10 protein-coding genes are annotated in these 12,352 nt (G+C 59.4%); 6 read left to right on the top strand and 4 right to left on the bottom strand.

From position 1 onward, the window contains the following. Window positions 1–80: 80 nt before the first annotated feature. Window positions 81–1,115 carry a class 1 fructose-bisphosphatase gene (gene fbp, locus AACX78_RS13690; RefSeq protein ID WP_159166529.1) on the top strand — a complete coding sequence of 345 codons (1,035 nt, stop codon included), beginning with the start codon at window positions 81–83 and terminating at the stop codon, window positions 1,113–1,115. An 87-nt stretch (window positions 1,116–1,202) separates the two neighbouring features. Here fbp and mfd read toward each other — a convergent pair whose 3' ends face one another. Together mfd and AACX78_RS13680 are read right to left on the bottom strand one after the other, a co-directional pair. Then, window positions 1,203–4,679, bottom strand: a complete 3,477-nt coding sequence (gene mfd, locus AACX78_RS13685; protein WP_159166528.1) for a transcription-repair coupling factor — start codon at window positions 4,677–4,679, stop codon at window positions 1,203–1,205. Window positions 4,680–4,688: 9 nt separating this feature from the next. Then, on the bottom strand, window positions 4,689–5,264 hold the full coding sequence (locus AACX78_RS13680; RefSeq protein ID WP_059113286.1) for a PilZ domain-containing protein: 576 nt from the start codon (window positions 5,262–5,264) through the stop codon (window positions 4,689–4,691). Window positions 5,265–5,340: 76 nt separating this feature from the next. Here AACX78_RS13680 and AACX78_RS13675 point away from each other — a divergent pair, with 76 nt between their 5' ends. From AACX78_RS13675 to lolE, 3 genes are all read left to right on the top strand, one after another. Beyond that, entirely contained in the window at window positions 5,341–6,576 is a 1,236-nt protein-coding gene (locus AACX78_RS13675) for a lipoprotein-releasing ABC transporter permease subunit (RefSeq protein ID WP_159166527.1), read from the top strand. 67 nt (window positions 6,577–6,643) lie between these two features. Then, a complete protein-coding gene (gene lolD, locus AACX78_RS13670) occupies window positions 6,644–7,342 on the top strand; it encodes a lipoprotein-releasing ABC transporter ATP-binding protein LolD (protein WP_017411862.1) in 699 nt (232 codons plus the stop codon). Beyond that, entirely contained in the window at window positions 7,342–8,583 is a 1,242-nt protein-coding gene (gene lolE / locus AACX78_RS13665; protein WP_159166525.1) for a lipoprotein-releasing ABC transporter permease subunit LolE, read from the top strand. The genes lolD and lolE overlap by 1 nt, the downstream gene beginning before the upstream one ends. A gap of 86 nt (window positions 8,584–8,669) precedes the next feature. Here lolE and yfbR read toward each other — a convergent pair whose 3' ends face one another. Beyond that, on the bottom strand, window positions 8,670–9,260 hold the full coding sequence (yfbR, locus tag AACX78_RS13660) for a 5'-deoxynucleotidase (RefSeq protein WP_005315363.1): 591 nt from the start codon (window positions 9,258–9,260) through the stop codon (window positions 8,670–8,672). Between the two features lie 95 nt (window positions 9,261–9,355). Further along, window positions 9,356–9,790 carry a YccF domain-containing protein gene (locus AACX78_RS13655; protein WP_159166524.1) on the bottom strand — a complete coding sequence of 145 codons (435 nt, stop codon included), beginning with the start codon at window positions 9,788–9,790 and terminating at the stop codon, window positions 9,356–9,358. Between the two features lie 428 nt (window positions 9,791–10,218). On the opposite strand from AACX78_RS13655, the gene tig reads away from it, so the two are divergent. Together tig and clpP are read left to right on the top strand one after the other, a co-directional pair. Further along, the gene (gene tig, locus AACX78_RS13650) at window positions 10,219–11,529 is read left to right on the top strand and encodes a trigger factor (RefSeq protein ID WP_159166523.1); all 1,311 of its coding nucleotides are present in this window, start codon (window positions 10,219–10,221) and stop codon (window positions 11,527–11,529) included. Window positions 11,530–11,615: 86 nt separating this feature from the next. Then, on the top strand, window positions 11,616–12,239 hold the full coding sequence (gene clpP, locus AACX78_RS13645; RefSeq protein ID WP_005315368.1) for an ATP-dependent Clp endopeptidase proteolytic subunit ClpP: 624 nt from the start codon (window positions 11,616–11,618) through the stop codon (window positions 12,237–12,239). Window positions 12,240–12,352: the final 113 nt, after the last annotated feature.

Below are 12,352 nucleotides of genomic sequence, written 5' to 3'. Positions count from 1 at the left end.
GCTGCCGAGGATCGGCACTTTTTTTGTCGATGTGTGCAAACGTTTTCAAAGCCAACGGAAACGCTCTTAAAGGAACAATAATGCGAAACATGATCACCATGGGCGAGTTCATCGTCAAAAAGCAGGCGGATTATCCCACCGCGACCGGCGAGCTGACCTCACTGCTCAGTTCCATCCGTCTGGCCGCCAAGGTGGTGAACCGGGAGATCAACAAGGCGGGGCTGGCAGATATCATCGGCTCCATGGGTGCTGAAAACGTGCAGGGCGAGGTGCAGCAGAAGCTGGATGTGTATGCCAATGAGCGGTTTAAAGCCGCGCTGGAAGCCCGTGGTGAAGTGTGCGGTATTGCATCCGAAGAAGAAGAGGACTTCGTCTCCTTTGATTCCGAGCTCTCCCGTCACTCCAAATACGTGGTGCTGATCGATCCCCTCGACGGCTCTTCCAACATTGATGTCAACGTCTCGGTCGGGACCATCTTCTCCATTTACCGCCGTCTCAGCGCCCCGGGGACGGGCGTCACCCTGGAAGACTTCCTGCAACCTGGCAACCGTCAGGTCGCTGCCGGTTACGTGGTCTACGGCTCTTCCACCATGCTGGTATACACCACCGGCTTTGGCGTCAACGGCTTCACCTACGATCCTTCCATCGGTTGCTTCTGCCTCTCCCACGAGAACATCCGCATCCCGGAGGAGGGCAAGATCTACTCCATCAACGAGGGCAACTACATCAAGTTCCCGGACGGGGTGAAGAAGTACCTCAAATATTGCCAGGAGCGGGACGAGGCGACTCACAGACCCTACACCTCCCGCTATATCGGCTCCCTGGTCTCCGATTTCCATCGCAACCTGCTCAAGGGCGGCATCTATATCTATCCGTCAGGCACCAACTCTCCGAACGGCAAGCTGCGCCTGCTCTATGAGTGCAACCCCATGGCATTTCTGGTAGAGCAGGCCGGTGGCAAGGCGTCCGACGGCTTTGGCCGCATCATGGACATCCAGCCCACTGCCTTGCACCAGCGCTCCCCTTACTTCGTCGGTTCCACCAAGATGGTGGAGCGGGCCGAGGCCTTCATGCGGGAGTTCTCCGCCCACGAAGATCCGGCCAATCAGGGTTGATGCACTGATCCAGCGTCTGCGATGAGCGCATAAAAAACGGGAGCCGATATGGCTCCCGTTTTTTATGGGCGAGTTGCGTTGCTCGCATCAGTGGCTGGCGTGGTTGGCGAGATCCGCCAGCAGGCCGTCCACCAGTTTCAGACGCATGGCGCGGTCCGGGGTCGGTACCTGGAAGCGCAATCGGGTGGGCCCATCCATCTTGTAGATGCGTGGCTGCTCGGAGAGCAGCTTGACCAGATAGCCAGGGTTGACGCGAGTCTCCTGAGTGAAGTCCAGGTAACCGCCGCGCTCGCTCATCTCCACCCGGCGAATGCCAAGGGCGGTGGCACGCTGGCGGAAGGCGGCAATCTCCATGAGTGTCTTGGTTGCCTCCGGCAGCAGGCCGAAGCGGTCGATCAGCTCAACCTTCAATTCGCGCAGCTCCTGCTCGTCGGCCGCGCTGGCGATGCGCTTGTACATGGACAGACGCATGTTGACGTCCGGTATGTACTCCTCCGGTAACAGGGCGGGCAGGCGAAGCTCGACCTCGGTGTGCTGGCTCATCAGCTGCTCCAGTGATGGCTCCTTGCCATTTTTCAGCGCCTCGACCGCCTGCTCCAGCATCTCCATGTAGAGGGTGAAGCCGACCGATTCGATCTGGCCGCTCTGATCGTCGCCCAAGAGCTCGCCTGCACCCCGGATCTCCAGATCGTGGGTCGCCAGCGCAAAACCGGCGCCGAGATCTTCGAGCGATGCGATGGCCTCGAGCCGCTTGAGCGCATCCTTGCTCATCAACTTGGGATGAGGGGTGAGCAGGTAGGCATAGGCCTGGTGGTGGGAGCGGCCAACCCGGCCTCGCAGCTGGTGCAACTGGGCCAGCCCCAGATGATCGGCGCGGTCCATGATGATGGTGTTGGCGCTGGGGACGTCTATGCCGGTTTCTATGATGGTGGTGCAGACCAGCAGGTTGAAGCGCTGGTGGTAGAAGTCCGACATGACTCGCTCAAGATCGCGTTCGCGCATCTGGCCGTGGGCGATGCCGATACGGGCCTCCGGCACCAGCTCGGCGAGATCGCTGGCGCATTTTTCTATGCTCTCCACGTCATTGTGCAGGTAGTAGACCTGACCGCCCCGCTTGAGCTCTCGCAGTACCGCCTCGCGGGTGACCGCAGGATCCTGCTGGCGCACAAAGGTCTTGATGGCGAGCCGCTTGGCGGGTGGGGTGGCGATGATGGAGAGATCCCGCATGCCGGCCATCGCCATGTTGAGGGTGCGCGGGATAGGCGTCGCCGTGAGGGTAAGGATATCCACGTCGGCCCGCAGCGCCTTGATCTTCTCCTTCTGGCGCACCCCGAATCTGTGCTCCTCATCGACGATGAGCAGCCCCAAATCCTTGAAGGTCAGATCTGAGCCCAAGAGTTTGTGGGTACCTATGATGATGTCGACCTTGCCATCGGCCAGCTCCTTCATCACGCTGGTCTGCTCCCTGGCGGTACGAAAGCGGCTCAGCACCTCTACCCGCACCGGCCAGTTGGCGAAGCGATCGCGGAAGTTGTCGTAGTGCTGCTGTGCCAGCAAGGTGGTGGGCACCAGCACGGCGACCTGCTTGCCGTCATGGACGGCCACGAAGGCGGCCCGCATCGCGACCTCAGTCTTGCCAAAGCCCACGTCGCCGCACACCAGCCGGTCCATGCTCTTGGCCTGGCACATGTCCCCCAGTACCGCATTGATGGCGTTAAGCTGATCCTCCGTCTCCTCGAACGGGAAACCGGCGGCGAACTGGCGATAGGCCTCCCTGTCGTGCTGGAAGGCAAAACCGTGGCGCGCCGCGCGCAGGGCATAGACATCCAGCAGCTCGGCTGCCACGTCGCGCACCTTCTCTGCCGCCTTGCGCCGCGCCTTGACCCAGGCCTCGCCACCGAGTTTGTGGCTGGGCGGGTTGTCGGAGCCTGTGTAGCGGCTGATGAGGTGCAGGTTGGTGACCGGCACGAACAGCTTGTCGCCACCGGCATACTCGAGGGTCAGGAACTCGGTGGGCAGGCCACCGGCATCGATGGTTTCGAGCCCCAGATAACGGCCGACGCCGTGATCCAGGTGAACCACAGGCTGGCCCTGGGTCAACTCGCCGAGGTTTCGGATCACCGCATCCGAGCTTAAGTTCTTGCTCTTTTCCCGGGCTCGTTTGCTGCGGACTTTACCGCCCAGCAGCTCTGTCTCCGTGATAAGGGCGAGTTCATCATGCCCGGCCTCTTGCAGCAGCTCTCGTAGCAAAAAGCCCCGCTCCAGCGGTGCAACCAGCAGACCGTGGCGCGCCTTGCCCGCCATGAAGGCCTCGAGGGAGGGGAACTCCTTGGGTTGCAAGGATATGCGCGCCAGCAGATCGCCGAGCACTTCCCGCCGCCCTTCGGATTCCACCACGAACAAGGTGCGGCCCGTGAAGCTGTCCAGAAACTGGTTCAGCGCCAGCATGGGCTGCTCTTTGCTGTGATCCAGTTGCAGCTCCGGCAGTGCGGCTATGGGGAGATCATGCTGGCCGGCTCCGCCGTCGGTGGCGGCTTCCTGCAGCCGCACGGCGCCATAGTGACCGAGTGCGGCGAACAATTGCTCCACCGGCAGGTAGATCTGCTGGGGTGGCAACAAGGGGCGGGTGTTGTCCCAGCGTCTGCCCTCATAGCGCTGGCCTATGTCGTTCCAGAAGCGTTGGGCCGCGGGATAGATATCCCCCACTGTGAGCAGCAGGGTGTTATCCGGCAGGTAGTCGAACAGGCTGGCGGTCTGATGGAAGAAGAGCGGCAGATAGTATTCGATGCCGGCGGGCCAGCGCCCCTTGCTCACTTCCTGATAGACGGAGCCTTCCGCGCGCGACAGCTCGAACTGTTCGCGAAATTGCCCGCGAAACAGCTCGATGGCGGCCTCGTCGGTGGGAAACTCCCGGGCGGGCAACAGGCTGACCGTCTTGACCGGTTCGCTGGAACGCTGGGTCTCGGGATCGAACGGACGGATGGAGTCCACTTCGTCATCGAAAAAGTCGATGCGATAGGGGCTGTTGCTGCCCATGGGGAACAGGTCGAGCAGTGAGCCGCGGGCGGCAAACTCGCCGTGCTCCAGCACCTGATCCACCGCCACATAACCGGCTTCGGCTAGACGCCCTCGCAGTTGTTGCAGGTTGAGGCGCTGACCGGCCTTCACCATCAGGCTGTACTTGTCGAGGTAGACCTGGGGAGCGCAGCGCAGCATCAAGGTCGAGATGGGCACGATCAGCACGCCGGCGCTCATCTGCGGCAGTTTGTAGAGGGACTCCAGTCGTTGGGAGATGATGTCCTGATGGGGGGAAAAGGTGTCGTAGGGCAGAGTTTCCCAATCCGGGAACATCAGCACAGGGCAACCTTGACCGGCCAGCAGGAACTGCAATTCCTGCTCGAGGCGCAGGGCACTCGGGGTATCGGCGGTCACCAGCAGGACCGGGCGGTTCGCCTGGGTGGTAAGGCGGGCGGCAACCAGTGAAAGGCTGCTGCCGGTCAACTGGCCGAGCGTTAACTTTTGGCCCGCCTTGGCGGGCAAGGCGGGAAGCTTCATTGGCATCATTTGATTCTTTTAACGTTGACGGTCTTGAGCACGCAATTTGAGTTGCTTGGATTGGACATGCAGGCTGGCACGGACCAGCAGTTCGCGGTCATCCTCACGGATTCGGGCATAATCGAGTCCTACCTGAGTGCCATGCTCGCCCGGTTCCAGTCTCTTGACCTCGGCATAGCAGTAGATGGCGGAGGCCTCTTCCCGCAGGAAGATCTTGAGCCGCACTATCTGGTGCAGGAGCGGCGGCTCGCCATGACCCTGGCGCGGATGCAGATAGGTGAGCTGGCCTGCGCTGAAACGCAGGGTCTGGAAGCGATGCTCGGGCCTATCCTGCACCGACAGCACATAGCCCATGATCATGTCGATCTTGCGTGACTGCTGGTTGATGATCTCCACCAGATCGTGCATAGGCTCGTTCTGGTTGCGGATCAGACGACTGGTCACCAGATCGATGGAGGTGATGGCCGAGGCGATGCGAAAGGGTTCGGGCAGTTCGGCCTCCAGTGCCTCCAGCGTCGGCAGAGGAAAGTCATCGGGCATGGGGATCACATTGACCGGGGTGGCATGGGTGACGCTGAAGAACTGTTCCTGCATGGAGGCTATCCCTTGTTGTCATAGACGGTTTCCCTTTATTATCCGGTATCTTATTTTGTTGGCAACGTAGAACTCCTTGAAGACTGGACTTTTTCAGCCGCTGTCGCTGGCCATTGGCCTTCGCTACGCAGGCTCACGACGCAGTAATCGCTTCGTTTCATTCATCTCACTGTTCTCCACCTTTGGTATCGCCATCGGGGTCGCGGCCCTGATGGTGGTCATATCCGTGATGAACGGCTTCGAAGGGCAGCTCAAGGGGCGGATCCTGGGCGTGATCCCCCATGTGGTGGTGACCAACCAGACTGGCCGCATCGATGCCCATCCCGACGGTTTGCCCGACCTTGCCAAGCTGCCCCATGTGATTGCCAGCGCCCCCATGCTTGATAGCGAAGGGATGTTGCAGAGTCCGGGGCAGCTCATCGGGGTCAGCGTACAGGGGATAGACCCGGCCCAGTGGCCAAAGGACGACATACTGCACGCCCAGATGCAGATGGGTCGCCTCGACAGCCTGCAGCAGGGTGAATACCACATAGTGCTGGGGCAGGGGGTGGCAAGCCGTCTCAAGGTCTCCATGGGAGATCAGGTTCGTCTGCTTCTGACCGAGGGCACCCGTTTCACGCCCTTTGGTCGGGTCCCTGCCCAGCGCCTGTTTACCGTTTCCGGTATCTTCGGGGTCGGCGCCGACGTGGATAGCCAGGTTGCCCTGGTTGCGTTGGGGGATGCCCAGCGCCTGCTGCGCCTGCCGACAGAAACCGTCGGTGGCATAAGGCTCTGGCTGGACGATCCCTTCGCCGCCGATCAGGTGATAAAGACGGCATTGCCGGATGGGTTGGAATGGCAGGACTGGCGCCGCGAGCGCGGTGAGCTGTTCCAGGCGGTCGCCATGGAGAAACGCATGATGGGGCTGATGCTGGTGCTGATCATCGCGGTCGCCACCTTCAATATTCTCTCCGCCCTGGTGATGGTAGTCACCGACAAGGAGGGGGAGGTGGCCATACTGCGCACCATGGGCATGAACGAGGCAGGGATAGTCAAGATATTCATGGTGCTCGGCGCTTCCAGCGGTGTGATTGGTGCCCTGCTTGGCGGCCTGACCGGGCTCGCACTCTCGCTCGGACTCAATCCCATGCTCGATGCGGTGGGGCTCAACCTCTATATGACGGCGGGCGGCAGTGGCTTGCCCGTGATAGTGGAGCCAACCCAGGTCATTACCATCTTGCTGGGCGCCGTGCTGCTCAGCTTCAGTGCCACCCTCTACCCTGCGGCCCGTGCGGCCCGGGTGAAACCGGCCGAGGCATTACGTTATGAATAGCACTGTGAATAACTCATCTTCTGTTGTTACCTCCGGTGCGATTGCCGGCGTAAGTGGAGCTCCCTTTATGAATGAACCCTTGTCCAGTGAACCTCTGCTGCGTTGTCAGGCCCTGAATCATGTTTATCAAGAGGGTGAGCTGGAGACCCAGGTCCTCAAGGGGATTGATCTGAGTGTCGCCCCCGGCGAGATGCTGGCGGTGGTGGGCAGCTCGGGATCGGGCAAGACCACCTTGCTGCATCTGATGGGGGCGCTCGACAACCCGTCAAGCGGTGCCGTGCTGTTCAAGGGGCAGGATATCCACCACTGGGATAGCCGTACCCAGGCGAGATTCCGCAACCAGGAGCTGGGATTTGTCTATCAGTTTCACCACCTGCTCGCCGAGTTTACCGCGCTGGAGAACACCGCCATGCCGCTGCTTATTGCCGGTGAGTCGGTAGCCGTCGCCACCGACAAGGCGACTCGCATGCTGGGTCGGGTGGGGCTTTCCCATCGCCTCAACCACAGGCCATCCGAGCTGTCCGGTGGCGAACGCCAGCGGGTGGCCATTGCCCGCGCCCTGGTCAACGAGCCCAGCCTGGTACTGGCGGACGAGCCCACCGGCAACCTGGATCATGCCAGTGCAACCGCTGTTTACGAGCTGCTCTGTGAGCTCAATCGTGAGCTGGGCACTGCCTTCGTGGTGGTCACCCATGACCTGAGTCTGGCCGCCAAGCTCCATCGGCGGGTCACCCTGGTGAGCGGCATCATGGCGGAGGTCGCCTGATGTTCAAACCGCTGCCCCTTTTTCTGGGCCTGCGTTACAGCCGCTCCCGTCGTCGCAACGGCTTCATCGCGTTTATTTCCGCCTCGTCCCTCATCGGCATCGCCCTCGGTGTGATGGCCCTCATTCTGGGTCTCTCTGCCATGAACGGGTTCGAGCGGGAGCTCAAAGACAGGGTGCTCTCAGTGGTGCCTCACGGTGAGCTGATGGGGATGGAGGCGCCATTGTCTGACTGGCCCAAGTTGCGGGATTACCTGCTGGCCCAGCCAGGAGTGGAAGCTGCCGCGCCTGTGATCACTCTCAATGGGTTGCTTGAGCACGGCAATGCCCTCAAGGGCTTGCAGGTGCGTGCAGTGTTGCCGGAGCTCGAAGCGAATCTGTCGGATGCGGGCAAGTACATGACTGGCCGTGGTCTGCGTGAACTGCAGGCGGGCGAACATGGGCTTATTCTCGGCAAGACCATTGCCGACAAGCTGGGGGTCAAGATAGGTGACTCGGTTGCCCTCTTGCTGCCGCAAGGGGGGGATGCCGCCGGCATCAAGAACCCGAAGCGGGAATCCCTCAAGGTAGTGGGCCTGCTTGAGATTGGCGGTCAGCTCGATGGCATGCTCGGCTTCATGCACCTGGCCGATGCCCAGATCATGACCGGCATGGGCAATACGGTGGAAGGATTCAGCCTCAAGGTCAGCGATGTGCTCAAGGCGCAATCCATCACGGTCGCTGCTGCCCAGAAATTTCCGCATTACGTCTACATCAGCAGCTGGATGAGCCGGCAGGGCTACCTCTATCAGGACATACAGATGGTGCGTACCGTCATGTATGTGGTGATGCTGATGGTGGTGGCAGTGGCCTGCTTCAACATCGTCTCCACCTTGGTGATGGCGGTGAACGAGAAGCGCAGCGAGATTGCCATCTTGAAGACCATGGGGGCGAGCCCCGGTCAGATCCGTCTTACCTTCGTCATTCAGGGCATGGTTAACGGGGTGGCGGGGGCGCTGCTTGGTGCCCTGCTCGGCGGCCTGCTCTCCAGCAAGCTGACCCAGATCCTGGGCTTTATCGAAGGGGTGATAGGCCATCGCTTCCTCAACCCTGACATCTACTTTATCGACTTCCTGCCGACCGAATTGCACATGCAGGATCTGGCTATCGTGACTGGTGCAGCCATACTGATGAGCCTGTTGGCGACCCTCTATCCTGCCTGGCGGGCGAGCGGTCTGGTGCCATCGCGGGAGTTGGGGCACTGATGCACTGTATCTGACCTGCCGATAAGTAGCGAAGGGCCCGCCGGAGCAAACAGGCGGGCTCTTCTGTTTTCAGGTGGTTTGGGCTGCTAGTGGGCGTTCAGCTCATCGAGCGGCAGGGAGAAGCTGGCCACGAAGACATCGATGAAGTAATGCATCTGCGGGCTCATGCGCGCTTCCAGCATGGCTTCGAGGCGTTTCCTGGCCGGTTCGAACTCCCGGTTGCCGGCGTTTATCTCCTCCAGACACTTGGTGTAGGCGCAGAGGGTATCGGCGTCTTTCACCAGACGAACCAGCCCGGCGTCCTGGGCACCCGAGTCCAGCAGAGGGCGAAAATCCTCCACCAGTTCGGCGGGTAGCATCCCCAGCAGGCGCTGCTCGGCGGCCAGCTCTATCTTCTTGTACTCCCTCGCAATTTCGGGATTGAAATACTTGACCGGTGTGGGCAGATCGCCGGTCAGCACTTCGCTGCTGTCGTGGTAGAGCGCCATCACGGCGGCGCGATCCGCATCGACCTGGCCACCAAAAAGACGATTCTGGATAAGCCCCAGTGCGTGGGCCACCATGGCCACTTGCAGACTGTGCTCGGCGATGTTTTCAGGTTGTATGTTGCGCATCAGCGGCCAGCGGTAAATGAGTTTCATGCGGGCGAGATTGGCAAAAAAATGGCTGGGAAGCATGGAGGGCCTCGGGCAGTGGCAATGAAAAAGGGCAGACCCTAGTCTGCCCTTTTTTTGCTGCGCAGGCAGCTTGCCCGTGCAATTTTGCGTGGTGATCAGCGAATGTAGCGACCGGATTCGGCTTCGTGGTTGGTCACCACCATCTGCCCTATGGGGGCCAAGGCAATTAGCGCCAGCTTGAGGTGCTGGATGCCAAACGGAATGCCTATGATGGTCACGAAGCAGGCCAGCGCCGAGGCAATGTGACCGATTGCCAGCCAGATCCCGATCACCAGGAACCAGAGGATGTTGCCAATCAGCCCCAGAGTACCGGTGCCGATGTCGCTTTGCCCAGTCATGCTCTTGCGGCTCACCGCCTGCTTGCCAAACGGGAAGAAGGTAAAGGTGCCGATGACGAAGCAGGCGCGACCCCAGGGGATCCCGATCAGCGAGACAAAGCAGAGCAGCCCGGCCAGCCACCAGGCCAGCCCCATGAAGACGCCCCCCAGAACAAACCAGAGCAGGTTAAACAAGAAGTGGAAAAAGGCCATGTTGGTCACTCCAGACTCATAAATTTGGCTGTCACCATAGCGAGCAGCTGCCATAGACGCAATGGTTGATGTGACAGGGTGGACAATTTGGGTCGCAACCCCTGAACAGGCTGGCTTTTTGGCAGAAAATGAGGTGAAAAAGTAGGCCTTTGCGCGAAAAAAGGTGAGCAAGTGCAAATTCTTGCGTGTTGTGCGCTTGAAGTCTGCTCGGGAGTTCCCCATATAAGGGTCAGTTTTGCGCGAATTGTGCTATCGCCACCCCCGTTGGGGGATGTGTGGCTCGACTCGACCAAAGTGCGCCGCTATAATGTCGCGTCATATTTTCTCATCACAAAGACAGTCGTTGTCTTTATAAACAGGAAGACTCCGGGCTTTGCCCAGGGGCAATAAGGGTCAGCACACAGTGCTGAGTTGAACGAGGTAAAAGAATGCAAGTTTCTGTAGAGACAACCCAGGGTCTGGAACGCCGTCTTACCATCACTGTACCGGCTGCTACCGTTGACGCTGCCGTGCGTAAAGAATTGAACGGCCTGGCCAAAACCCGTCGTATCGACGGTTTCCGTCCTGGCAAGGCCCCGGTTGCCATCATCAAGAAGATGTTCGGCGCCATGGCTCACGCTCGTGTTGCTGATGAAATGATGCAGAACAACTTCATCAAGGCCATCATCGAAAACAAACTGAGCCCGGCCGGTGCCCCGACCATGGATCCGAAAGAGATCCAGGAAGGTCAGGATTTCGAATTCACCGCGACCTTTGAAGTTTATCCCGAGTTTGAAGTGGCTGGCCTGGAGACCATCAAGGTCGAGAAGCCGGTTGCGACCGTCAAGGATGAAGATCTGGCCAACATGATCGACACCCTGCGCAAGCAGCACGCCACCTGGGCTGATGTCGATGCCGCCGCTGCCGATGGCATGCGTGTGACCATGGACTTCATCGGTTCCATCGACGGTGAAGAGTTCGACGGCGGCAAAGCCGAAGGCTTCAACCTGGTACTGGGTGCCGGTCGTATGATCCCTGGCTTCGAAGACGCCATCATGGGCAAGAAAGCGGGCGAAGAGTTCACTATCGAAGTGACTTTCCCGGCTGACTACCACGCTGAAAACCTGAAAGGCAAAGCGGCCAAGTTCGCCTCCAAGTTGATCAAGGTTGAAGAGCAGATCCTGCCTGAGCTGACTGAAGAGTTCGTCAAGCGTTTCGGTATCGAGAGCGGCAACGTTGAAGAGCTGAAAGCTGAAGTGCGCAAGAACATGGAGCGCGAACTGGCTCAAGCCCTGAAAAACAGCGTGAAAGAGCAGGTTCTGAACGGTCTGGTTGAAGCCAACCAGATCGATCTGCCGAAGGCTGCCGTTGCTCAGGAGATCGATACCCTGCGTCAACAGGCTCTGCAGCGTTTTGGCGGTTTCCAGGGCGGCAACGCACCTGAGCTGCCAGCTGAGCTGTTCCAGGCTCAGGCAGAGCGTCGCGTCCGTGTAGGTCTGCTGCTGGGCGACGTGATCCGTACCAACGAGATCAAGGCTGACGATGCCCGCGTGACCAGCATCATCGAGTCCATGGCTACTGCCTACGAAGATCCGAAGGAAGTGATCGAGTACTACCAGAAGAATGAGCAAATGCTGAATGGCGTGCGCAATCTGGCGGTTGAAGATCAAGCCATCGACCTGATCCTGTCCAAAGCGCAAGTGACCGAGAAAGAAGTTGCCTTTGACGAAGTGATCAACAAGTCCGGTGCCGCTGCCTAAGAACATTTGACTTAAGGTCAAGACTGTTAAGTATAATGGCTCGTGTGATCTCCACTCGGGCCATTTTATTTTAGGGACAATGCCTTATGTACAAGAACTATAACGATGTGACTGAATCCCCACGCAATGCGCTCATCCCCATGGTGGTAGAGCAGACTGCAAAAGGGGAGCGTTCCTACGACATTTATTCTCGTCTGTTGAAGGAGCGGGTGATCTTCCTGACTGGTCAGGTTGAAGATCATATGGCGAATCTGGTTGTAGCCCAGCTGCTGTTTCTGGAGTCCGAAAATCCGGATCAGGACATCAGCATCTACATCAACTCCCCGGGTGGTGCCGTCACGGCCGGCATGTCCATTTATGACACCATGCAGTTCATCAAGCCGGATGTGAGTACCGTCTGTATGGGGCAGGCCTGCTCCATGGGTGCCTTCCTGCTGGCCGGTGGTGCCAAGGGCAAGCGTTTCTGCCTGCCCAGTGCCCGCGTGATGATCCATCAGCCGTTGGGCGGTTTCCAGGGACAGGCATCTGACATTCAGATCCATGCCCAGGAGATCCTGAAAATCAAGAATACCCTGAACGAGCGTCTGGCCTTCCATACCGGTCAGGAGATGGCCACCATAGAGCGTGATACCGACCGTGACAACTTCATGTCGGCCGATCAAGCCGTGGCTTATGGCCTGGTTGACGGTATCCTGAGCCAGCGCGGCTGAGCTCCGGTATCGTTCTGGACATGGCCTGAGTGACTGTGTCCTGAACTAGCATGCTTGAGCAGGGTGTCGCGGACTGTTGTAAACTCAACGGGACGACCCATCCTCTATTGATA

Origin of the sequence: Aeromonas sp. 9A (genome assembly GCF_963900955.1) — a bacterium.
Classification (GTDB): Bacteria; Pseudomonadota; Gammaproteobacteria; order Enterobacterales; family Aeromonadaceae; genus Aeromonas; species Aeromonas salmonicida.
This window is presented reverse-complemented; position numbering and strand designations above follow the sequence as displayed.

Coding starts and splice junctions, on each gene's coding strand:
- yfbR (WP_005315363.1), bottom strand. CDS start 9,260: ATGCTTCCCAGCCATTTTTTTGCCAATCTCGCCCGCATGAAACTCATT.
- clpP (WP_005315368.1), top strand. CDS start 11,616: ATGTACAAGAACTATAACGATGTGACTGAATCCCCACGCAATGCGCTC.
- lolE (WP_159166525.1), top strand. CDS start 7,342: ATGTTCAAACCGCTGCCCCTTTTTCTGGGCCTGCGTTACAGCCGCTCC.
- lolD (WP_017411862.1), top strand. CDS start 6,644: ATGAATGAACCCTTGTCCAGTGAACCTCTGCTGCGTTGTCAGGCCCTG.
- fbp (WP_159166529.1), top strand. CDS start 81: ATGCGAAACATGATCACCATGGGCGAGTTCATCGTCAAAAAGCAGGCG.
- tig (WP_159166523.1), top strand. CDS start 10,219: ATGCAAGTTTCTGTAGAGACAACCCAGGGTCTGGAACGCCGTCTTACC.
- AACX78_RS13655 (WP_159166524.1), bottom strand. CDS start 9,790: ATGGCCTTTTTCCACTTCTTGTTTAACCTGCTCTGGTTTGTTCTGGGG.
- AACX78_RS13680 (WP_059113286.1), bottom strand. CDS start 5,264: ATGCAGGAACAGTTCTTCAGCGTCACCCATGCCACCCCGGTCAATGTG.
- mfd (WP_159166528.1), bottom strand. CDS start 4,679: ATGATGCCAATGAAGCTTCCCGCCTTGCCCGCCAAGGCGGGCCAAAAG.